This window comes from Saccharicrinis sp. GN24d3 (genome assembly GCF_052400645.1).
In the GTDB taxonomy this organism is placed as follows: Bacteria; Bacteroidota; Bacteroidia; order Bacteroidales; family Marinilabiliaceae; genus Saccharicrinis.
The window spans coordinates 33,861-57,170 of sequence record NZ_JBQTGI010000009.1; the positions used below are offsets into that span (position 1 = coordinate 33,861).

The following is a 23,310-nucleotide window of genomic DNA, read 5'->3' on the forward strand; positions in this document are numbered from 1 at the left end:
ATAATCAATTCATATATTAACCCATGTGATTTTTAACAAGAATGCCTAATTTATAACAGAAACATAATATCAGTATTTTAAAAGTATTTCTCGTAAGCAGCAAAGATTAATTTGTCCAATAAGAGATGTCGATGTAGGCTCCATATAACACTATTTCGTTATTGCGGATGTCCGAACGCAAATGTCCTTTAATTTGAATCAACCTAATGTTGCCGCTATCGTCAATAATCCTAACCTGAATAATTTTAGTGGTGTCGCCGTTAATCCATTCGTTAAACCCTTGCACAAAGCGCTGTAAATCGGCTACTACTATTAGCGATTTAAAACTACTGAAAGCACAACTGGTACATTTATCCAAACCTAAAACATGCTTAATCCCATCGGAAAGTTGTAGGATATCCTCTTGCACGTTATACATCCAATAGCCAATAGCTCCCTGTATATTGGGAGATTCATTGTATTTTTCCGATTCTGACACTTTGGGCATTATTCTGTTTTCTAACGTCAATTAACTATGGCATTGGTTTATTATACGGCATCAATTTCGAAAAGGTTACGGGGCGTATATGTATTATGAATTAACTGAGAGTCAATAATCTCGACGGGGATAATACATTCTTTGGCCGATAGTATTCCACATTTGCAATCATCTTTAGGGAATTTGATGCGTAAGGTAGTTCAAGTAACCGTGGAGGGATAATTAAAAATAAATATTGGGGTGCTTAATTTAAGGAAACAAAAGGACGGGTTTATCGTACATATAATATGTTGATGATTTAGATTCTAACTTTGCTATGATATTGAATTGATAGACAGTTCATCGATAATTTAACGTAACGAAAAGAAAAACAGTACGTTCTGGTAGTTGAGGTTTCTGATTGAAGCTATCGTAAAACTTGTTGAATCGAAAACTTTTTATCAAGAGAATGGATAAAAGCTTATATGCCAATTGGCACGATCAAATGTTAATGCTTAAGAAACTAACCGATGCTTCGGTGGTCTTTTTAGCTGAAATAATAGATAACGCTGTAAAAGTTGTTGCTTCATCAAAAGAAACTGCAAGCGCATATAATGTGGGTGCGATAATTAAACTACAAACTTTCCAGATTGACATAGCTATTCAAAAAAAGCGTTGTATTGATTCCATCCAGACTCATTCTTATTTTACTTCACCCATAATACTTTCCAGCAATGATGTTTGGGGCGCAATTGTTGTATTGCTAAATAATTCTCCAACAAAAACAAATCAACTTAGTCTGCCTGTTTCTACGTTTAATAAAACCATTAGTGACCAGGTTGAGCTATCCTATCTCAAAAGTCAAAGCGATTTCAAACTAAAATGTAATTTCGATATTTCTACGGTTAATTATCTTTTAGGGGTTATGGGCGGTGTTCCTTGGTGTTTGGATTATAACTCGGGACAATTTAAATATATTGGAAGCCAGGCGGAACAATTGCTTGGATATACGCTGGACGATTGGAATAGCTTAAAGGATTGGAAGGAGGCCATCCATCCTGATGACCGAAGCAGAGCGATTGAATATTACTCCCGGATAAAAGATGGCGGTAAAGATCATATTCTTGAGTATAGGTTTATAAAAAAAGATGGCTCGGTGATCTGGATTCAAGATGTGGTTAAGGTAAATGTTGACCAAGATGATCAGGTGAATGAACTTGTTGGATGTATGGTGAACATCAGCCAGGCCAAAGAAAGAGAACAAGGTTTGGAATTTTTAAACAATCAACTGCGCAATGTATTAACCGCCACCAATGCGGTACTTACTATTAGCAGTGAAGAAGGAGATATTATTTTTCATAGTCACGAGGATATAGCAAAGATTGACAAAAGGTGTTACCAGCAATTTCGCGGAGCAGATGAAAGGTGCAATCAATGTCCGACCAGAAAGGATATAAAATCAAAAACAACTTTTCAATACTGGGATAAAGGGAAAAACTTTCAGGTAATAGCTTGCCCTTACGAGGTTGAGCCTGATGTTTGGCACATAGCCGAGGTTCGTGTAGATATTTCTAATCGTGTTTCAGACGATAACGGAATTGCAGAATTGAAGGACAGGTTAGAGTTTGGCATGAAATCGGGCAATATTGCCTATCTGGAGTATGACCTTCAAGAAAAGGTACTTAGGACTAACTCTATTTTTGAAAATGTTACCGGGCTTAACCTGAACAACGAAGTAGTGGATTTAGTGTGGATGAAATCCAGGATTCACGAAAAGGATTACGATTATATACTTGAAGTATTTGACCTTGCCTTAAATTCGGACGATAAGAAATTAACCGTTGAATTCCGTTTTTTAAGGGTAGATAATAAATATATATGGGTACGGTTTACAGGTCAGTTGTTGATGGACGAACAGGGAGCCAGCGAAATTTCGGGAATATTAATTGATATCTCCGACACCAAAGAATTGATGAATGCCCTAATGCTTGAACGTAACAAAAGTTTACAGGCTAGTGAAGCAAAATCAATGTTTTTGGCTAACATGTCGCACGAAATCCGCACTCCCATGAACGCTATCATCGGTTTTTCGGAGTTGTTAAGCAAACACATTGTTAAAGCTCCGTTAAACGGGTATCTGAATTCAATAAAAGCCAGCGGTAAAGTTCTGCTGGCCTTAATAAACGACTTGCTTGATTTGGAAAAGATTGAGGCAGGCAAGATGGTCATCAGAAAGGAGAATACCGATTTTGTAAGCTTGCTAAGAGAGATTGAGCAAACATTCTCCATGAATTTCGCCGAGAAACAGATTGATCTTCTGATCAAGCCTCAGGTCAAGTTTCCAAAGTTAATATATGTCGATTCACTTAAAATAAAGCAGATATTGCTTAACCTGGTAAACAACGCCCTTAAGTTTACGAGCAAGGGAGAAGTGGAGGTGCAAAGCTTCTTTAAATTTAACGAGGATGAAAAAAAAGGAACCCTGTCCATAAAGGTGTGTGATACCGGGATTGGTATAGCACAGAATAAGCAGAATAGCATTTTTGAACCATTTATCCAAGATAAAAACCCTAACGAAAAAGAACATCAGGGTACCGGACTGGGTTTGTCCATCGTACAAAAATTAGTTAGAATGATGGGCGGCCTTATTTCACTGGAAAGCGAGGTGGGCTTAGGCAGCACCTTCTCCATTGTCATTCCCGATATTGAGGCAACCGATGATCCCTTTTCTGAAATTGAAGGGGAATTAGAAGGAAACATCAAATTCAATCAGGAAAAGGTTCTGATAGTTGATAATGTTGAAACTAACCTTGAGGTGTTGAGCGCTATGTGTTCTAACCTTAACCTAAAAAGTATAGTCTGTGCGCATGGTAAAAGAGCCTTGGAGCTTGCTTTAACTGAAAAACCTGAGGTTATTATTATGGATCTCCGCGTGCCAAAACATAATAAATTTAAAAGCCTAAAAGATATTAAGGGGTCTGAAGATATCAAACATATTCCTGTCATTGCAGTTTCTTCATCGAGTAATATACACGAAGCCGAATTGGCCGGAAAAGCTGGTTTTGACGGTTTTATTTCAAAACCAATACCTGAGCACAAACTCATTCAGGAGATATGTAAATTTGTTTTGCCCAATGAGGAAGAAGGTGCTGATGAGAGCGTGGAAAACAATGAAGCAGCGGCTAATTTAAGCATGGAAGACATAGAATTTATTAAGGCAACGGTTAATGATACTGTGCTCCCCCTATGGCAAAGTTTAAAAGAGATCTTGTCGTCTGAAAAATTGAGTGCGATGTTGTATGAACTAAATGGGCTGAAAAAGAATATAACATGGCCTGCACTGGAAAGGTACACCGTAAAGTTGGATACTGCAATAAAGTCATATGATTTTGAGACAATTCAGAAACTGATTTATCAATTTGAACCCCTATTAGAAGATTTAAACTGATTTAATAAAAAAATATAATTAGCTAACTATAACTTTTTATGAACGATCGAGTACTTGTTGTTGACGACAATCCTAAAAACTTGCAAATTATTGCTGCATTGCTTTCGGAGAACAACTATACAGTTGAAGTTGCCCTGAATGGGGCAAGTGCGATTAAATGGTTGAATGGAGCAACATTTGATGCTATATTGCTGGATATTATGATGCCCGAGATGAACGGGTTTGAAACCTGCGACATCATCAAACAAAATCCGGATAATGTTAATATCCCTATTATTTTTCTTACCGCAAGACAAGATATAGAGAGTATAACGGAGGGCTTTGAGAAAGGAGGGGTTGACTTTATTACCAAACCGTTTAATCAAAAGGAATTATTAGTACGGTTGAGTACACACATCGAACTGAAGAAGTCGCGGGAGAAACTGATAGATGTTAACGGTTGGTTGAGCACTGAGGTGGAAAAGAAAACGCTGGAGCTGAAAAAATCAAACGATAAACTTACAGAAGCCAACGAAAATCTGAAAATATTGGATGTGGCTAAAAATGATTTCCTGAATTCGATAAGTCATGAGCTTCGCACCCCATTAAATGGGATTGTAGGTTCTATTAACCTTCTGAAATCCCTGACACATGATGAGTATATTCAAGAAATTGTTTCATTGCTTGACTCGTCCGTTAATAATTTGGAGAAATATTCTTATGCGGCCCTTCAAATATCAAACCTTCAGTTAAAAGGGGAGTCTCAACTCAACTTGAAACCAATTGATTTACTGCCTGTAATTAGAACCGTACTAATCGGGTTTTCCGAAAAGGCAAAGTGCAAAGAAATAGAAACAAAGTTTATAACCGAATGCCCAGAAGCTGTGGTTGAAGCTGACCAGGAATTTATTCAAAACGCTATAACCGCTTTGCTTGAGTGTTCGTTGATTTTCACGAAAAAAGGATTTGTTAACGTACTTGTGTCAAACGAAGATGAACATATTAAAATTAAGATTGTAGACTCAGGTAGTTCGTATGAAGGACAGGAGCTAAATCATTTTTTCAAATCGGTTAGCAGTCAGAATTACCGGTTTGAAAGAAATAACGCAATGGAACTATTTTTAGCCAAGATGATTATTTTGTTGCATAAAGGAAGGATTGAGTTTGAAAATATGGAGGATAACAGCGGTGCCGCTACCATATTTTATATGCCGCGAAAAACTTTTTAGGATTTTATGTGCATAAAGAAAGTATATATTTTACTGCTTTTGTGGTTAGTGAGTGTAGTTCAGGCATTACTAGCTGAGGTGCCTCAAAGGGTGCTGTATATCAGCTCCTACAACTCTAGTTTTCCGACTTACTTTGATCAGGTGGAGGGGATAAGATCTGTTTTGGACACGGTTCATGTTGAAATTGATATCGAAAACATGGATAGCAAACGATTTAGTACGGAATGCAGTTTGCGATTATTTCATCAGTGGCTAAAAAATAAAATAGACAAAGGGTTAAAGTATGACGCCATATTGGTTTCCGACGACAATGCGTTTAACTATGCTTTAAATCAAAAAGATAGCCTTTTTAAAGATATTCCGATCGTATTCTTTGGGGTTAACAGTGTTGTTAAGGCCAGGCTTCAAAACTTTGAATCGAATATAACTGGTATAGTGGAAGCTATTTCTATTAAAGAGACTGTCGATTTAATGCTGGAATTGTTTCCCGATAATCAACAAATCTGTGTTTTGGCGGATGCTTCCTATACCGGAATGGCAGATTTGATGCACTTTAGAAAAATAGCCTTCTCAAAAAACAATATTAAAATAATTGAATTATCACTGGCGGATTATTCATTTGAGGAAATTAAAAGGGAACTTCAAAAAATTGGTAACAAAACACCCGTTCTTCTGCTATCTTTCTTAAGGGATAAAAACAATGAGATAAAGAGCTTTGATGAATCATTGATGTTTATTAAAAAAAACCTGAAAGGTCCTTTGTTTCATTTGTGGCATCACGGTATTAACAATGGAATATTTGGAGGCAGGGTCATCTCTCAAAAACATCAAGGTGAAATGGCTGCATCATACGTGTATGAAATATTGAAAGGTAAAAATACAGACAGCATCAGGGTTGCCACCGAAAGCCCCAACAAGTATATATTCGACTATAACGAGCTGGATAGGTTTGGCATAGATGCGTCATTATTGCCAGCCAATAGTTTGATTATAAACAACCCCCAGAAAGATTTTATAGAATCATATAAGGGTGAACTTTTTGTGGGGCTTATCTTTGTTTTAATTCAATCAGTACTTATTTTTTATTTGCTAGTTTCCATTAAAAGGAGAAATAAAGTAGAAGGTGACCTGAGAAGTCAGGTAGATGAATATCATACTTTGAACGGTGAATATGTAAGCCTTGCTCAAGAATACCAAAAAAACATTGAAGAGCTATGCGATTCCAATATAGATTTAATTAATGCGGAGAAAAAACTGAAAGCTAACATGGCAGAGTTGGCAAGCAAACGTGAAGAACTCAGACTTAGCGAAGAACGTTTTAGATTAGCCATAAACGGCACCAATGAGGGAGTCTGGGACTGGAATGTAGATACCGATGAATTGTTTTTGTCGGCACGATGGAAAGAAATGTTAGGGTATTCCGATGAAGAGTTGGACAATAAATTAGGCATCTGGGAGAACTTGTTGTTTGAAGAGGACAGAGATAAAGCTTTATCAAAGATAAAAGACCTTGTAAGTGATAAATCAGAGGTGTATGAAGCACAATTTAGGATGAAGCATAAATCGGGCAAGCTGGTGCATGTTTTGTCCCGGGGCTTGGCCATGAAAAACAGCCAAGGTAAGGTGTATAGGATAATAGGAACACATCAGGACTTAACAGATCGTTATCTGTACGAACAGCGCTTAAGAGATCAGGTAGAAGAAAACCTTTCGTTGTACGAGGAATACAGGACCATTAGTGAGGAATTGAATGGGAAAAACAGGCACCTGTTAGAGGTTGAAGAGGAGCTTAGAATTTATATTGCCAAACTAAATCAGAAAAACGTACAACTGGCAGAGAGTGAAAAGAAATACAAGCAATTATTTAACCATTTGTCGGAAGCCTTCGGGTTCTATGAGATTCTTTTAGACGAAAAGAACAAGCCAACAGATTATATTATCCACGATGTAAATCCTAAATTTCTGGAATTGCACCAGCTATTATATGATGAAGTGGTGAATAGAAAGGCTAGTGAGGTGTTCCCATACAAGATTGATCATTGGCTCGAAGGTTTTGGCGGCGTAGCAGTAAATGGTGGAACTAACAGGTTTGTCGATTATCTGCCTGAGCTCGATAAGTATTTTGAGTTCCATGTTTTTTCGCCACAGCTTAACTTTTTTGCGGTTATATTTGATGATATTACAGAAAGCGTTCAAGCAAAGAATGCTTTAATGATGGAAAAAAGCAGAAATGAGGATATACTAAAAGGAACCAATGCGGGCACCTGGGATTGGAACCTTAAAACATCCGAATTAATTATAAATGATAGATGGGCCGAAATAGCAGGTTATGCAAAAGACGAACTGGATCCAATCAACGGTGATTTGGCCCTGCTTCTGATGAACCCGGAAGATGTGTCACATGTTAATGAAACCCTCAATAAGGTATTTAAAAAAGAACTTGATTATTACGATGCAGAATTTAGGTTTAAACACAAAAACGGGCATTGGGTCTGGATTCATTCAAGGGGAAGTATTGTTGAGTGGGCCAGTGACGGATCACCCATTCGAATGACAGGAACCCATATCGACATTACCGATAAAAAGGAAGTTGAGCTCGCGCTGGTGGAAAGTGAACATAGGTTTAAAACTATTTTTGATAAGAGTAAAACAGTAATGCTTATTATCGATCCTGAAAACAGTTTAATAGTGGATGCCAATGATACCGCTGTCGATTTTTACGGATATGGGAAAACCGAATTAATTGGCCTCCCAATGAGTAAAATAAATTTACTCAGCACGAGAGAAATTGAAGTTGAAATGAATAATGCGCTGGGCGAGAAAAGAAACCACTTTAAATTTCAGCATATCCTTAAGTCAGGTGACATACGAGACGTTGATGTTTTCTCAAGTCCGGTCTCCGTTAACGATCATCAGTTATTGCACTCCATAATTCTGGATACGACAAAATCGGCTGAGGCTGAACTGCAGATTCAGCAGGTGAATAAACGTTTTATGGGGCTGGAAAATATTATTCATTATAAGGCCAACTCTATAAACGACCTGCTCGATTTTACACTAAAACAAAGTATGGATTTTACAGGTAGTGATGTAGGTGCTGTATACCATTACGATCAAGAAAAGGGTATATTTTACTTAAACAATTGGTCCGAAGAGGTAAATTTAACGCATCCATATACCAATGGAGATGAGAGTATTGAAAACATGGATTGCTTAAATAAAGCAGTGAAGTTAAAGGAAGCTGTCATCATCAATAATCCTGAAGTCAACTATCCGTTTCAAAAAACATCAATGCTTGACGGAGGTATGCTGAAGTCAATCACTATTCCGGTTTTATTTGACGATAAGGTAGTTTCATTATTTTGGTTGGCAACAAAAAACAGCTTGTACTCAAAGTTTCACGCTGAGCAATTAATGTTGTTGCTCGATACGGCCTGGATATTGGTGGAGAAACAAAGGTTGCAGGATCACAAAGGGTAAAATTAGATACAGTTGCAGCGCATTATCGCCCTACAGGGCGATAATGGATGGTGTATTATGTATTAAGAATATTTTTTGTATACTGTAATGTACATAATCATAGTGGTATAGGGGTGCACTAGTTGGCGCTTCTAAATTGTGGCTTAGCATTTGATAATTATCAAATATTGCTGAATGATTCGGTGATCATAACTCTAAACTAATCAATATGAAAACATTTCGGTTCCTCATTTTATTACTTTTCGTACTTGCATTTTCTTTTCAAGAAAATTTTGCACAACAAAATGGAGAAACATTTAAAGGTTACTGGTATTCCTCTAGCATTAACAAAAATGATAAAGTATTAAACTTTACAAGGCAAAATAATGATAGCGTCTATCTTCAATGGAATTTTCTGGGGAAAGATTCTTTGAGGATATCTAAATGCGAGATTAAAGATTACTATAAGAAAGAGCAAACACATTTAGTTATTGCATCAGGTGGAGGTATTGACAAATGGAGTGTTGATGAATCAAACAGTATATTATCTGTTAAATTGTTAAAAGGTATTCAGACTTATGGAATTTTGACAGCTAACGCTAATAATTTGCGATTAGAAAAGAAGGAATTTACTTCAACTAAAAAAAGAGATGTGTTCTATTTTTTAGATAATGATGTAGATAAAGCTGTTTCAAAAAAGGATACCTTGGTTTTTTCATCAACAAGGGTTAATCGTTCATTTCCCAGAATTGAATTAAGGAAAACCAACCAGTTTATCATTCATCATGACATTAAGTTAGATACAATTACTAAGAAAATGCCTGATGGAGTTTATATGGAACAGATGGTTGAAAATTCAAAAAAGATCCATGGTATATGGAAATCGAGATATGCAGTGAAACGTATTCAACTTGAATTTGGTAAAGATGTTTGCAATGATTATGATATTAAGGAAGTAGGTGAGCGAATATATTTTATAAAGCGATAAACCCTAGTCCGGTAATACAAACTAAAAGCCATCCCGAATTAACGAGATGGCTTTTTTATATCTGAATTTTAGACTGCTCCGAAAAATTACTCGGCAGCTTGAAGCAATAAGTTCAAGATGTCGGTAGCAGCTTTTGAAACGGATGTTCCGGGACCAAAGATAGCTACGGCACCAGCTTCATATAAGTATTCGTAGTCTTGCGCCGGGATTACCCCACCGCAGATAACCATGATATCCTCACGACCTAGTTTCTTTAATTCAGCAATAATCTGCGGAACCAATGTCTTGTGGCCAGCAGCCAATGAAGAAACACCCACTACGTGAACGTCGTTTTCAACTGCTTGCTTAGCCGACTCGGCAGGTGTCTGGAACAATGGCCCCATATCCACGTCGAAACCAATATCGGCATATCCCGTTGCAACTACTTTGGCACCACGGTCGTGACCGTCCTGTCCCATTTTCGCAATCATAATACGAGGTTGACGGCCTTCTTTCTCAGCAAATTGTTTCGCTAAGCTACAAGCTTTCTCAAAATCATCATCTTTTCCAGCTTCGCTAGAATACACACCACTAATTGAACGAATCACAGCTTTATATCTTCCTACAATTTTTTCACATGCGTCAGAAATCTCACCAAGAGAAGCCCCTTTTTGAGCCGCATCAACAGCTAGTTCAAGCAGGTTGCCATTTTCTGTTTCAACAGCCTTGGTGATAGCAGCAAGAGCAGCCTGACAATCGTCTTCGTTACGCTCGTCTCTAAGCTTTTTTAAGCGCTCGATCTGCGAAAGACGTACAGCTGAGTTGTCGATATCTAAAATGTCGATTGGATCTTCTTTCTCCAAACGATATTTGTTGGTTCCAACGATAGTTTGCGTTCCGGCATCAATTTTAGCCTGCGTACGCGCCGCAGCTTCTTCGATACGCATTTTAGGTACACCACTCTCGATAGCCTTGGCCATACCGCCCAATTCTTCAACTTCTTCGATTAATGCCCAGGCCTTTTCAACCAACTCGTTAGTCAAAGATTCCACATAGTATGAGCCAGCCCAAGGGTCAACGGCTTTACAAATTTGAGTTTCGTCCTGGATATAAATCTGCGTGTTACGTGCGATACGAGCAGAGAAATCAGTTGGTAAGGCAATGGCCTCATCCAATGCGTTGGTGTGTAACGACTGCGTGTGGCCAAGTGCGGAAGCCATCGCCTCAATACAAGTACGACCAACGTTGTTAAATGGATCTTGCTCAGTTAACGACCAACCTGAAGTTTGCGAGTGGGTACGCAATGCCAACGATTTCGGGTTCTTAGGATTGAATTTCTTTACAATCTTAGCCCAAAGCATACGACCGGCGCGCATTTTTGCAATCTCCATAAAGTGGTTCATTCCGATAGCCCAGAAGAACGACAAACGCGGAGCAAACGAATCGATGTCCATACCGGCATTAACACCGGCACGTAGGTATTCCAAACCATCTGCTAAAGTATAAGCCAACTCAATATCCGCGGTTGCACCAGCTTCTTGCATGTGGTAACCAGAGATAGAAATAGAGTTAAACTTAGGCATGTTTTTAGAAGTGTACTCGAAGATATCAGCGATCACTTTCATCGAGAATTTAGGAGGGTAGATGTAAGTGTTACGCACCATAAACTCTTTCAATATATCGTTCTGAATAGTACCGGAAAGCTCTTCTAATTTAGCACCTTGCTCTAAACCTGCAACAATGTAAAAGGCCAATACCGGGAGTACGGCACCGTTCATAGTCATCGATACCGACATCTTATCCAATGGAATACCATCAAAAAGAATACGCATATCTTTGATAGAGTCGATAGCCACACCTGCTTTACCTACATCACCCTCTACGCGCTCATGGTCAGAATCGTAGCCACGGTGCGTCGCCAGGTCAAACGCTACAGAAAGACCTTTCTGACCAGCAGCAAGGTTCCTTTTGTAAAATGCATTTGATTCCTCTGCCGTAGAGAAACCGGCATACTGACGAACAGTCCAGGGACGCATGGCATACATACCAGAGTATGGTCCACGTAGGTATGGAGGTAAACCTGCCGCATAGTTCAGGTGCTCCATCCCTTCTAAATCGTCTTTTGAGTAAACACTCTTAACAGGGATGCGTTCCGGGGTTATCCAGTCCTTCTTAATCCCATGTTTCTTCTCCCACTCTTTGGCGTTAACACCGCCACAAGGAGAACTTTTTTTGAAATCTATATTTTTAAAATCTGGTCTTGCCATTTTATTTTAGATTATTAGATGAACACTGAGGCACAGGGACACAGAGAATTATATTTCTCCATTAACCCGACGTCTGATACCTCGTTTTAAAATGGGTTCATTAAAATTAATTAATAGTCCTAGCTTCTTATTGGCTAATTTAAGTAAGTAACCAACTGTACTTCATGTACAGGAAGTATATCTTCTGCACACTTCAATTCGATGGCAACTAAATCTTCAACCAATAAATTCAGAAAGAAATGTTTATTTAATTCTGTGCCTTTATATACAAGAGCTTGCTTTACTTGAGATTCTACTTTTAAGTTTCTGCTTTCTAATTCAAATATTAAGCATTGTTCATATGCATACTCCAGCATACCTGGCCCCATTTGTTTGTGGACCTCAATTGCAGCAGCTATAATTTCGCCAGATATTTTATTGTAAAGCGCTAAACTCATAATCTCTCAAAAGAAAACTCTGTGTCTTTGTGTCTCTGTGTTCGTATTATAAACCAAGTTCTTTGCTAAAGCCTTGCAATGTCTCTAATACGTTAGAACGAACGTTGACAAAGTTAGTGATGCCTTGTGCTTTTAGGTCATCAGCGCATTTCGGTGCACCGGCAACCACAAAGATGGCTTCGCCGTTAATGGCTTTAAAAGCAGCTGGGGCAGCATCAACATACTCGTCATCGGATGAACAAAGAACGATAATGTCGGCTTTAGCTGCTTTGGCCGCTTCAACACCGGCTTCAACAGTGTCGAACCCGTTGTTGTCAATTGTTTCGTAACCCGCACATGCAAAGAAGTTAGAAGAGAATTGAGATCGAGCAAGACGCATATTCAGGTTACCATAGGTAAGCATAAACACTTTAGGCGTCTTTCCGGATTTTTCGGTTGCTAATCGAAGGGTTTCGAATTCTTCAGCACCGCGGAATTTCTCGATTGGTTCAATAACGGTGTCTCCTTCGCAACATTTTGTACCACATTTTTTTCCGTTGGTTAAAGCATCAGCAACTTTCTCTGTAAAGTTAGGGAACTGGTTGGTACCTAACAGGTTTTCGCGACGGGTAGCGATGGCTTTCTTACGCTTGTCAGCAGTTTCCTTAACTTTAGCCTGAACAAAACCTTCTTTTAATGCAGTTAAGTACCCACCTTTTTCTTCAACTTCGACAAATAAAGCCCAGGCTTGTTGTGCGATGCTGTTGGTAAGGTTTTCGATATAGTAAGAACCGGCTGAAGGGTCAGTGATTTTATCGAAGTGAGATTCTTCTTTTAGCAATAATTGTTGGTTGCGGGCAATTCTTTCAGAGAAAACATCCGACTCTTTATATACAGTATCAAAAGGTTGAACAGTTAACGAGTCAGCTCCACCTAAAGTAGCGGACATGGCTTCTGTTTGCGTACGCAGCATGTTAACATAAGGGTCGTAAACCGTTTTGTTCCACTGAGAAGTTTCACAGTGAACAGCCATTTTAGTAGGCTCTAATCCAGCAGGACCATATGATTTAACGATGGTAGCCCATAGCATTCGTGCAGCGCGTAACTTAGCAATCTCCATAAAGTAGTTGCCACCCACCCCAAAGTTAAACTTCATAGCTGAAGCAGCGTCGTTTACGGTTACTCCTCTTTCAGTTAGTTGAGCTAGATACTCGTTACCCATTGAAAGGGCAAAGGCTAATTCCTGAACGATAGATGAACCTGCGTTGTTGAAAAGACGACCGTTTACACAGATAGTTCTGAAGTTAGGAACGTTGGCTCCAGCTTCAACCATTTCTTTAGCATGGTCGAACATCTCGTCGAAACCTTTGCAAGTTTTGCCCGAGGTAGTTAAGCAACCTAAGGTGTCAAAGTTTACCGAACCTTTAACTTTCGTTAAGTCACGGTTGGTCTTTTTAAGATAAGCAACAACAGCATCCATTAGTTTTTTGCTGCCGTGGCTGGTTGAAAAGTTGATTTCAACATCATCAGAAATAATGTTTTTCAATACGGTTGCAATTTCAGTATTAAAATCCTCTACCTCATTGCAATAGCAAAATCCTAACGAAGTAATGCCTTTGGTTAAAACTTCCAAAGCCTTTTTGTTTGAAGCAACAGCATTAACCACCTTAATGTCTTGGCGAACGTACCAGTTGTTGTCTTTTTTTGTTCCGCGTACATATGGGAACTCACCAGGAAGACTGTCAAGGTATTTTACCTCGTTTAAATCTTCCGAACGATAAAAAGGACGAACGTTAAAGCCTTCATTGGTTCTCCAAACCAGCTTTTTCTCGAAGTCAGCGCCTTTTAAATCCGCCGTAATTTTGTCCATCCACTGCTCTGTGGTAATGGCCGGAAAATCACTTAATAACGGTTTTTTAGTTTTATCTGCCATAATATAACTGTATAACTGTTTGTTTTTTGAGACCGCAAAATTAAGCCTTTTCAATAAATTAAAGAACAAAATCACTTGTTTTATACCTGTTATGTAGCATGATTATCAGTATGGTAAGTTTTTTTGAAGAATTATTTCTTTAATATAGGGGTGTAATTGTATGATTGATAGAAAGATATCGGAGTTTTTGGTCTTAAATTATTTCGGATGATAAAATTAGCTGAAGTCAATCTTTCAGTTTTATCGACATAAATCCACGATCCGTCGATTTTATTTCGGGTTCAGTTCTTTATTAATTATGTTAGCATCTTCAAACAAAATAAAACTGAAAAATGAAACCGAAGAGGAGAAGCGTTAGCACAGCTATTTCCCTTTGGTGGGAGATATAGAATCGTGTTTTATAAATTAAGAGTAGAAACAGGATGTGCCAACGGGTGCATCCTGTTTTTTTATATAAAAAAAGCTCTAATATCTTAAGAGTATATTGATATAAAACGTGTTAGGTTCAATTCCGCAGATAAAAAAGGACGTTCCGTCGATTACAATTTCCATGCTTGTTTTTTGTTTCTTTCTTTGAAATACAAACAGGAACAATTCGGTTGTTTTCAATTAAAATCAATCAAGTAAGAAAAAAAATTTTTTAATGTAAAAGTTAACAAAACTATTATTTAAAGTTTAATATTAATTTAAAAATGATGAAAATGAAAAATTCAGTAGGCAAAAGTTTAAAAGCACTCATGGTGATGGTGGTGGTTTTATCATGCGGTATGGTTTCGGGACAGCCACAAGGTGGTGAGCGAGGCGGACAGCAAGGTCCTCCTCCAATCCCATCAACAAAAGAAATTAAAGCTATGGTAAGCGATTTGGCTGATGAGTTGGATATAACGGATGATCAGGAAACCAAAGTGTTGGCAGTATACCAAAGTCACTTTAAAGAGGTGAAAAGTAAAATGTCATCGAGCTCAAGACCAAGCAGAACGGAGATGGAGAAAATGAAGGCTACATTTGAAACAAAAGTAAAGGAGCTACTGACCAAAGAGCAACAATCTAAATTTGCAGCCTACTTAAAAAAGCAGGCTTCTCAGAGACCTTCCTGAGGATAATGTATTTGAAACAAAAGAACTTAGTTTAGCATAATTATATATTTACAGAACAGCCTGGTTTTTTGGAAAGCCAGGCTGTTCCTGTGTATATACAATAACAACATAAGCAGTATTTGGCATATAAGGCCTGGAACTCGTATGTAAATATATCGAAATCTTGATGTAAGAGACTGTTTCGTAGATGAAAAAATGCTAATTGTCGATTGTTTTATTATTTCCCAATTAATATCATTTCCTTGTTAAGTGTAAAGTCGGAGCGTTGAAGACCAAAGAGTATCAATTGCAAATGACTTATTAAAGCGTGTGGCCAAAGCTAATAACCATACCATTCGAATTTGAGCACTGAGTCCTGGGTTCACGGAGGATTCTCAAATTAGGCAAATTCCTACCACCGAAAATTGATTCGGAGACGCTGTGACAATAGCAACAAGTCACAATATAATATTACGTAATTACTAAGATGGGTTAATCAAAATCAAAACAAAATGAAGGATAGGTATAAAACATACAACAGGTATATTGAGATTTGTTTGGTACTGACAGGAATTTTAGTTGTGATTTTATGGATGCAGCTATTGTTATTCTTTTAATTTGTTGAAAAAAGAATAAGGTTGGTCGATTACTTTTTTTATTGCGTAAATATATCATTCCCTTAGATTATCTATTCAGTTTAATCCAACATAAACAATACAACCATGGAAATACGAAGAGTAAATATGTTATTTGACGCCCTATCTTCATTTTATATTAGCAACTATTATAAATATACGAACGATATTTTTAGAGGGAGGAGTCTATTGCCGAGTTCAGAGGAAATCAAACAAATGGTACTAATGACCACAAAAACCACTGGGTTAGATGTACAACAGGAGCAGGAAATAACTGAGTTGTTCCTTAAATATTTTAATCAAGTGATCCAGAGAGTTGAGTTTGGAATGGCTGATGAAAATGAAATTATAAGGATCAGGCATGGTTTTGAAAAAGAAATGGCCTACTTTTTTGGGGAAGGGCAGCATATCAATATTAAACCAGCTCAAAATTTAAAAGATATGGACAATAGATGATTCTTTTAAAATTGGGTTAAATGAACATAAATTATGAATATCAGAAAAAGGAAGGTTCGGCTGAACATTCATGGATAAAATAATAAGGTTGGTCGATTACTTTTAGTATTGCATAATTATATCATTTGCTTAGTGTAATATTTATAGTTTAATCAATTAAAAACAACACGAACATGAAATTACAAAGAGTAAGTATGTTGTTCGATGCGTTAACAACATTTTTCACAACAAATTATTGCGTACGGGAGAACCAAGAGTTTCAGGATGAGGCTTTGTTGCCAAATTCTGAGGAGATTAGAGAAATGGTAATTCTTACGACTAAAAAAACAGGATTAGACACTCTACAGAAAGTTCAAATCACGGAGTTATTCCTTACCCATTTTAATAGAATAAGAGAGGTATTAAAGTCTGGTTGTCCTGACATGGGAGAAATAAAAAAACAAAAGAGTCAATTCAATATAGAAGTTGCCTACTTTTTTGGAGATTATCAGCCTGCCAATATCAGAACATCTTGAAATACTAAAATTAATAAGCTTAGGTTTAAGTTAATATTTGTGTAATACCACCTATGGAGCAACGGCTTATAGGTGGTTTTTTATTTTGTGGTATTTTAAACCGCAATATGCATTAGAAATTCTATTACCCATTGAAATTACTTTAAAACAAGACACTTCGTTGCCTCACTTCAACTCACCAGAACGATGCTCCCGAAAGTAATCGGGAAAAGTGATGCCTCGTTTCAGTAATGCCTTGTTTTATTGTACTTGCCATGCTCATGACGAACCTCCAATACATAATCCGGGTTTAATCATCCCAACTTGGTCGAGCCAATATCAATCGGGTTTTGTCTAGTCCAGATTGTTTGGCAAAATTTTGATATGATTATTGCGCCGTTCTGCATTGTCTAAGCAGGTTTGGCACTGCCCACACTAACTAACACTATCGTGATTTTCAAGGATAAAACATGTGGTGGCCATCTAAAATATAAAATGGTGAAAATCTCTTGTTTAACGAATACTATGAACTGTCTATAAAAACTCATGATTTGTAGATTGCTTTTCATAGAGCCCTTACCGGGCAGTACATTTAACATGAAATTAACAATACGGCAACGAAATCGTAAAATTAAAACTGTCATGAGATCCTTGAAAACTAAAAAATTTGATTCTATTCAATTAAGTGAGATGGAACAGGTTAAGTTGATGAACCGAGTTGATAAAAAGTTCTGGTTCCATACGAATCAACTTCCTGCACTCCTGGATATGATTAGTCAAGACTATTTTTTGCTTCATATTAACGGACAGAACTTGTTGCAGTATTCTACGGTGTATTTCGATACGTTCGAAAGCCGGATGTTTGCTGCCCATCACAATGGTAAACTCAACCGGTATAAAATCAGGCGCCGAAGCTATGTTTCATCTGGCATTAGTTTTTTCGAAGTCAAGTTTAAAAACAACAAAGGCAGAACCATAAAAAAGCGCATCCCGTCTGATTTTGAGGTGTCTGATTTTACAGATCAGGAAGTGGATTTTATAAATGAAGTTACACCTTTCTGTCATGACGAATTAAGGCCGTCGTTAATCAATAATTTCTCAAGGTTAACCCTGGTTAATAAAAACTTTAAGGAGCGTTGTACCATCGATCTCAACCTCCAATTCCATCAGGGGGACAAAACAGTTTCTCTTGACGATTTGGTAATAGTTGAGGTTAAATCTGATGGCCGTTCTTCAGCATCACCATTGCTTACGACCTTAAGAGACCAGCGTATTAAGCCCGCCGGGTTTAGCAAGTATTGTGTAGGCCGGACGGTTACGGACACGGGTTTAAAGCGAAATGCTTTTAAGGGAAAAATAAGGAGTATTGAAAAGGTATTACAGACGGAAAACAAATTATATTATTAAACACAAAATCTATGATTAATTTAGAATTCATTGCCGACAAAATACAAAGCAATGTTATTGCGAATCCTCCAACAAAACTTGAGCTGTGGGAAGACGGTTTCAGGTTTTTGGATATCAAAATAATAAACGTAGTCGATTTTACAGAACTAATTGTTCGTTTTGCTTTTAACACGCTACTCATCTTTATGGTGGTGCATTTTATGTATGCCAAAAACAGCAGACGGAAAGACTTTTATTTTAGTTACCTATCCATTGGTGTTATCGTCTTCTTATTAAGCTTTTTGCTCAATAGCGTAAAACTCGAATTAGGATTTGCACTTGGGCTGTTCGCTATTTTTGGAATTATACGGTATAGAACCGATGCCATCCCCATAAAGGAAATGACCTATCTGTTCATCGTTATCGGAATATCTGTAATTAATGCGTTGGCCAATAAAAAGGTAAGTTATTCTGAATTGATTATTACAAACTTTGTAATTGTATTTGGTCTTTGGGTACTCGAAAAGCGACTGATGCTAAAGCAGGAAGGATCCGTCAGACTTATCTACGAGAAAATAGAAAATATCCATGCTTTAAACAGCGATGTCCTTCTACAAGACTTAAAAGAACGAACAGGAATAAACATCAAACGCTATGAAATTCAAAAAATAGATTTCCTGAAAGACGTCGCCGAAATCATCCTCTATTTCAATGTAAACGGAAAGGAAAAAAAAGCCATTAATTGATAAGGGATGGCATCTTTAGGTGTAAGCTGTAAATAAGATGCTATCCTTTACTATAATTCTGAAAATTAAATTATGAAACCAACGAAGTATATAAAACCAGGATACTTGCTTATTGCCCTGTTGATGGTAAGTAGTATCGCCAAAGCACAAGAAGTCGAAAATGAGTTTCAAACCCGTACGTCGGTTAAAATGAGCTTTAAACCTTTGAAAAAGGTAAAATTCAATATTATACCTGAATTACGTTTCGATGAAAATTTTACGCTGGACAAGAGCCTGATAGAAGCCGAGCTTGAATACAAGGCATTCAAGTTTTTAACCCTTGGGGCAGCTTACCGATATATTGCGAACCAAAGGGAAAACAAGGACACTGAGTATTTAAGTCGTTTTTCGTACAGCGCTACTGCCGAAAAGGATTTTAATCGGTTTGAAGGGTCATTTAGGTTAAGATATAGCAACTATGCAGATGAGGAGGACGATGATGCCTTGGATTTTCTGAGGTATAAAGTTGGACTTAAGTATAATATCCCAAAGTGTAAACTAACCCCCTCCGCGTCTGCCGAACTGTTTCAGGACCTCTCCGGATCATCTTTATATAAAATGAGATATTCCGTTGGGGCAGATTACAAATTGTTTAAAAAGAACTATGTGGGCTTGAGCTACAAGTTCGATTATTATAACAACGAATATCGCAACAAGCATATACTTAGTGTCGGATATAAAATCAAGTTTTAAGTTAGTCCACAAATTACACAGATTTAGTTTTATTAATTAATAAAATCAGTCCCATGAAAAAACATATTTTAATTCTATTTGCCTTTACGGTTATAACCTTTTCTGCCTGTCGGGATGATGATATGGTAACAGAAACAGAAACAGAAACAGAAGAAGAAGAAGAAGACGTTGATAGAACGGATTATTCCGATTGGACAGATATAACTCACGGTAACGATGTTGAACCAGATTACTCTATCGTTTTTAATCAGACCGAGGTACTCCGTTTCGACATCGAAATAAGCAGCTCAGATTGGTCATCCATGCAATCCAACTTGTCATCTATATTGAGTTCTGGAGGTAGTCGTCCGGGTATGAGTACTTCGTTTGACGACCCAGATTGGTATAAGTGTTCTTTTAAATTTAATGACATTGAATGGTATAATGTGGGAATACGCTACAAGGGTAATTCCAGTCTTCAGTCTGCCTATCAATCGGGAAACAAAAAATTATCCTTCAAGCTCGATTTTGATGAGTTCGAAGATGATTATCCGGCACTGAAAAACCAACGGTTTTACGGTTTTAAACAACTTAATCTGAATAACAATTACGACGATGCATCGCTCATGCGAGAGAAAGTAGGAGCCGACTTGTTTCGTCAGTTTGGATTGGCAGCTTCTCAAACAGCCTTTTGTGCAGTGTATATCAACAAAGGCTCTGGTTCGCAATATTATGGGGTGTATGCGTTGGTGGAAGAGGTGGACGACACGGTGATCGATACACAATTTGCCGATGGTTCCGGGAACCTGTATAAGCCCGATGGTGATGCAGCTTCATTTGCCAGCGGAACTTATGATACCGACGAAATGGAACTGAAGACCAATGAGGAAACAGCAGATTATTCTGATGTGAGGGCTTTATATGATGTGATCAATAGCGCCACCCGAACAAGTGATGTGGAAACCTGGAAAACTAATCTGGAAAGTGTTTTAGATGTAGATAACTTTCTAAAATGGTTGGCTGCCAACACAGTTATTCAAAACTGGGATACCTACGGTAACATGACTCATAATTACTACCTGTATAATAATCCTGAAAACAATCTTTTGACTTGGATTCCATGGGATAACAACGAAGCGTTTCAAAACGGAAAGCGAAGTGGGACACTGAGCTTTTCTATGTCGGAGGTGAGCAGTAGTTGGCCGTTAATCCGTTATTTAATCAATCAGGACGATTACAAACAAACGTATGAGGGTTACCTACAGCAATTTATCGATGAGGTATTTGTTCCAGCTGATATGATTAATACCTATTCAACCTATTATGATCTGATAAAAGATTATGCATACGCCGAGGAATCTGGGTACACTTATATTTATAGTGATGCATATTTCGACAGTGCCGTTTCCACATTAAAATCACACGTTCAAACCAGAAACGATGCGGTGAATAGTTATCTGGATTAAAACATAATATAAAGAAATCAACCAACAGTAAAAATGAAAAAAATACAATTTATTTGGATAAGCTTATTGATGATCGGCCTAACCGTAGCATGCGAGAGAGATATCGACAGCGATTTGGATACCGATACGGAAATTGAATCGGATAACGACGATGACGACGACAGCGATGATGATGATGATGACAGCAGTGATGTAATTGATGATTCCGGGAATGTGGTTGACCATGAGGCAGATTCCGATTATGTTTGGGATAGTTCTGATATTTCAACGATAACATTGAACGGCAGTTCTATTGTGGTTTCCGGTGAAGGTGCGGTGGCAGATGCCAGTATTGTAACTATTAGTTCGGCAGGGAACTACGAAATATCAGGAACCTTATCGGATGGACAAATTATTGTTGATACCGAAGACGAATCTATTGTGAGATTGATTTTAAAGGGAGTAGATATCAATTGTTCATCTAATGCACCCATATATGTGGAGCAGGCAGAGAAAACCATGATTGTATTATCTGAAGGGACCGAAAACAAGGTATCGGACGGAAGTTCTTATGTTTCCAGCGAGGAAGATGCCAATGCTCCCATTTTTAGTAAAGACGACCTGACTATCTATGGAGATGGAAAACTTACGGTGGATGGAAACTACAACGATGGAATCACAGGTAAAGATGGGCTGATTATAGCAAGCGGAAACATAAGTGTGGAAGCAGTCGATGACGGGATTCGAGGAAAAGACTATCTAATTATAAAAGGCGGCAATATTGTGGTTGATGCCGAAGACGACGGATTAAAATCGGATAACGACGAAAACACCGCCAAAGGATACATCGCAGTTGAAGGTGGGGTACTTAATATTACATCAGGAGGCGATGGCATCCAGGCCGAAACGGATGTGATAATATATGATGGGGAGATAGAAATTTACTCGGGGGGAGGTAGCGATGCCTATTTAAGTTCCGATGCGTCTGCCAAAGGAATTAAGTCTATCGTTAGTACAATTATTTATGATGGAGAGATAACGGTGGATGCTGCAGATGATGCTTTGCATTCTGATGGAGAGCTTATAATTTATGATGGACTTTACGAGATTGCCGCAGGGGATGATGCGATTCATGCAGAATACGATCTTCTGATTGCTTCGGGTGATATCAATATAACGGATGCATACGAAGGCTTGGAGAGTGCTTTGGGAGCTATCACCATTGATGGAGGTAATATTTACATAAAGGCAAGCGATGATGGTATTAATGTGGCTGCAGGAGGCGGATCTTCTGGCGGACAACGTAAAAGTGCTACCGTAACATCCAGTGATTATGCCTTAAATATCAACGGAGGTTATATTTATATCGATTGTGATGGAGACGGACTCGACTCTAACGACGAATTGAATATAAATGGAGGTACCATGTTGGTAAATAGTTCATCTGCTAACTCAAATAGTGCTTTGGATTATGATGGAGCCTGCTATATGAATGGAGGTTTTTTATTGGCAATCGGATCATCCCAAATGGCCGAGGCTCCAGGGGCTTCATCTACTCAATATTCTGTGTTGGTAAATTTTAATTCATCAATGTCAGCAGGTACTTTGGTTCATATTGAAGATGAAGATGGAAAGAGCGTGCTGACCTATAAAACGATTAAAACCTTTCAGTCCGTAGTGTTATGCTCGGCCGAACTTGAAAAGGGAACTACCTATAAGGTTTATACTGGCGGAAGTTCAACAGGTACGGTAGAAGACGGGTTATACACCGATGGTACCTATAGCCCTGGTTCACTATATACTAGCTTTGCTATCTCAAGCACAGTAACCACGATAAATTAGAAGTGAACATTAAGTGGTGAATTCGATAAAATTAGTGCTTCCCCCTTGAAAAAGGGGCGGTACATATAGATGTTGCGATAAATATAGATTCAGGGGGATTGAATTAATAGGCCGTAATCTTCCAAAATCTCACCTAAAAGATAGGTTCAAAAATCACCTGTTTAACCCGTTTTAGTCATGAGGAATCATGAATAAATCGGGTTAATACATCTTTCTTTATGAGTGATATTTTAACCTTCGCCAGTAGAATTTCCAACACAATCTGTTTGAACAACCATCAAAACAAACAAAGAACCGTTCAGGAGTTAATGATACTTTGGAATGGTTCTTTTTTGTTCGGTCGACAAAATACCAGCTTCTGTCG

The 23,310-nt window shown here is 37.9% G+C and carries 16 protein-coding genes; 12 read left to right on the forward strand and 4 right to left on the reverse strand.

Annotated features, from left to right (window positions below; translation table 11 throughout):
• Nucleotides 1-106: 106 nt before the first annotated feature.
• Nucleotides 107-487, reverse strand: a complete 381-nt coding sequence (locus tag ACT29I_RS11910) for a hypothetical protein (RefSeq protein ID WP_430931855.1) — start codon at nt 485-487, stop codon at nt 107-109.
• 439 nt (nt 488-926) lie between these two features.
• On the opposite strand from ACT29I_RS11910, the gene ACT29I_RS11915 reads away from it, so the two are divergent.
• The 4 genes from ACT29I_RS11915 (at nt 927) to ACT29I_RS11930 (ending at nt 9,560) form a co-directional block, all read left to right on the forward strand.
• Nucleotides 927-3,905, forward strand: a complete 2,979-nt coding sequence (locus ACT29I_RS11915; RefSeq protein WP_430931857.1) for a PAS domain-containing protein — start codon at nt 927-929, stop codon at nt 3,903-3,905.
• Nucleotides 3,906-3,943: 38 nt separating this feature from the next.
• Nucleotides 3,944-5,113, forward strand: a complete 1,170-nt coding sequence (locus ACT29I_RS11920) for a hybrid sensor histidine kinase/response regulator (RefSeq protein WP_430931859.1) — start codon at nt 3,944-3,946, stop codon at nt 5,111-5,113.
• Nucleotides 5,114-5,119: 6 nt separating this feature from the next.
• Nucleotides 5,120-8,593, forward strand: a complete 3,474-nt coding sequence (locus ACT29I_RS11925; protein WP_430931861.1) for an ABC transporter substrate binding protein — start codon at nt 5,120-5,122, stop codon at nt 8,591-8,593.
• Nucleotides 8,594-8,801: 208 nt separating this feature from the next.
• Nucleotides 8,802-9,560: a hypothetical protein gene (locus ACT29I_RS11930; RefSeq protein ID WP_430931862.1), complete on the forward strand. Its 759-nt coding sequence runs from the start codon at nt 8,802-8,804 to the stop codon at nt 9,558-9,560.
• Between the two features lie 86 nt (nt 9,561-9,646).
• Here the strand turns inward: ACT29I_RS11930 and scpA are convergent, their stop codons facing one another.
• The 3 genes from scpA to mutA all read right to left on the reverse strand — a co-directional run bounded on the left by scpA (nt 9,647) and on the right by mutA (nt 14,155).
• Nucleotides 9,647-11,806, reverse strand: coding sequence for a methylmalonyl-CoA mutase (gene scpA / locus ACT29I_RS11935; protein WP_430931864.1), 2,160 nt, complete (start codon nt 11,804-11,806; stop codon nt 9,647-9,649).
• A gap of 134 nt (nt 11,807-11,940) precedes the next feature.
• The gene (locus ACT29I_RS11940) at nt 11,941-12,243 is read right to left on the reverse strand and encodes a GxxExxY protein (RefSeq protein WP_430931866.1); all 303 of its coding nucleotides are present in this window, start codon (nt 12,241-12,243) and stop codon (nt 11,941-11,943) included.
• Nucleotides 12,244-12,289: 46 nt separating this feature from the next.
• Complete coding sequence (gene mutA, locus ACT29I_RS11945) at nt 12,290-14,155, reverse strand: methylmalonyl-CoA mutase small subunit (RefSeq protein WP_430931868.1); 1,866 nt, start codon at nt 14,153-14,155, stop codon at nt 12,290-12,292.
• A gap of 701 nt (nt 14,156-14,856) precedes the next feature.
• Here mutA and ACT29I_RS11950 point away from each other — a divergent pair.
• The 8 genes from ACT29I_RS11950 to ACT29I_RS11985 all read left to right on the forward strand — a co-directional run bounded on the left by ACT29I_RS11950 (nt 14,857) and on the right by ACT29I_RS11985 (nt 22,946).
• Complete coding sequence (locus ACT29I_RS11950) at nt 14,857-15,252, forward strand: hypothetical protein (protein ID WP_444793553.1); 396 nt, start codon at nt 14,857-14,859, stop codon at nt 15,250-15,252.
• A 701-nt stretch (nt 15,253-15,953) separates the two neighbouring features.
• Complete coding sequence (locus ACT29I_RS11955) at nt 15,954-16,322, forward strand: hypothetical protein (protein WP_430931872.1); 369 nt, start codon at nt 15,954-15,956, stop codon at nt 16,320-16,322.
• 173 nt (nt 16,323-16,495) lie between these two features.
• On the forward strand, nt 16,496-16,837 hold the full coding sequence (locus ACT29I_RS11960) for a hypothetical protein (RefSeq protein ID WP_430931874.1): 342 nt from the start codon (nt 16,496-16,498) through the stop codon (nt 16,835-16,837).
• A gap of 621 nt (nt 16,838-17,458) precedes the next feature.
• Complete coding sequence (locus tag ACT29I_RS11965; protein ID WP_444793554.1) at nt 17,459-18,223, forward strand: polyphosphate polymerase domain-containing protein; 765 nt, start codon at nt 17,459-17,461, stop codon at nt 18,221-18,223.
• 11 nt (nt 18,224-18,234) lie between these two features.
• The gene (locus tag ACT29I_RS11970) at nt 18,235-18,948 is read left to right on the forward strand and encodes a DUF4956 domain-containing protein (protein WP_430931877.1); all 714 of its coding nucleotides are present in this window, start codon (nt 18,235-18,237) and stop codon (nt 18,946-18,948) included.
• 72 nt (nt 18,949-19,020) lie between these two features.
• Nucleotides 19,021-19,680 (forward strand): DUF2490 domain-containing protein, encoded by a 660-nt coding sequence (locus tag ACT29I_RS11975; RefSeq protein WP_430931879.1) that lies wholly within the window; start codon nt 19,021-19,023, stop codon nt 19,678-19,680.
• 53 nt (nt 19,681-19,733) lie between these two features.
• Complete coding sequence (locus ACT29I_RS11980) at nt 19,734-21,125, forward strand: CotH kinase family protein (RefSeq protein WP_444793555.1); 1,392 nt, start codon at nt 19,734-19,736, stop codon at nt 21,123-21,125.
• Nucleotides 21,126-21,158: 33 nt separating this feature from the next.
• Entirely contained in the window at nt 21,159-22,946 is a 1,788-nt protein-coding gene (locus ACT29I_RS11985; RefSeq protein WP_444793556.1) for a carbohydrate-binding domain-containing protein, read from the forward strand.
• The last annotated feature ends 364 nt before the right edge of the window (nt 22,947-23,310 follow it).

Excerpts from the sequence above, each read along its gene's own strand:
- ACT29I_RS11910 (WP_430931855.1), bottom strand. The coding sequence starts at position 487 with ATGCCCAAAGTGTCAGAATCGGAAAAATACAATGAATCTCCCAATATA.
- ACT29I_RS11915 (WP_430931857.1), top strand. The coding sequence starts at position 927 with ATGGATAAAAGCTTATATGCCAATTGGCACGATCAAATGTTAATGCTT.
- ACT29I_RS11920 (WP_430931859.1), top strand. The coding sequence starts at position 3,944 with ATGAACGATCGAGTACTTGTTGTTGACGACAATCCTAAAAACTTGCAA.
- ACT29I_RS11925 (WP_430931861.1), top strand. The coding sequence starts at position 5,120 with ATGTGCATAAAGAAAGTATATATTTTACTGCTTTTGTGGTTAGTGAGT.
- ACT29I_RS11930 (WP_430931862.1), top strand. The coding sequence starts at position 8,802 with ATGAAAACATTTCGGTTCCTCATTTTATTACTTTTCGTACTTGCATTT.
- scpA (WP_430931864.1), bottom strand. The coding sequence starts at position 11,806 with ATGGCAAGACCAGATTTTAAAAATATAGATTTCAAAAAAAGTTCTCCT.
- ACT29I_RS11940 (WP_430931866.1), bottom strand. The coding sequence starts at position 12,243 with ATGAGTTTAGCGCTTTACAATAAAATATCTGGCGAAATTATAGCTGCT.
- mutA (WP_430931868.1), bottom strand. The coding sequence starts at position 14,155 with ATGGCAGATAAAACTAAAAAACCGTTATTAAGTGATTTTCCGGCCATT.
- ACT29I_RS11950 (WP_444793553.1), top strand. The coding sequence starts at position 14,857 with ATGAAAAATTCAGTAGGCAAAAGTTTAAAAGCACTCATGGTGATGGTG.
- ACT29I_RS11955 (WP_430931872.1), top strand. The coding sequence starts at position 15,954 with ATGGAAATACGAAGAGTAAATATGTTATTTGACGCCCTATCTTCATTT.
- ACT29I_RS11960 (WP_430931874.1), top strand. The coding sequence starts at position 16,496 with ATGAAATTACAAAGAGTAAGTATGTTGTTCGATGCGTTAACAACATTT.
- ACT29I_RS11965 (WP_444793554.1), top strand. The coding sequence starts at position 17,459 with ATGAGATCCTTGAAAACTAAAAAATTTGATTCTATTCAATTAAGTGAG.
- ACT29I_RS11970 (WP_430931877.1), top strand. The coding sequence starts at position 18,235 with ATGATTAATTTAGAATTCATTGCCGACAAAATACAAAGCAATGTTATT.
- ACT29I_RS11975 (WP_430931879.1), top strand. The coding sequence starts at position 19,021 with ATGAAACCAACGAAGTATATAAAACCAGGATACTTGCTTATTGCCCTG.
- ACT29I_RS11980 (WP_444793555.1), top strand. The coding sequence starts at position 19,734 with ATGAAAAAACATATTTTAATTCTATTTGCCTTTACGGTTATAACCTTT.
- ACT29I_RS11985 (WP_444793556.1), top strand. The coding sequence starts at position 21,159 with ATGAAAAAAATACAATTTATTTGGATAAGCTTATTGATGATCGGCCTA.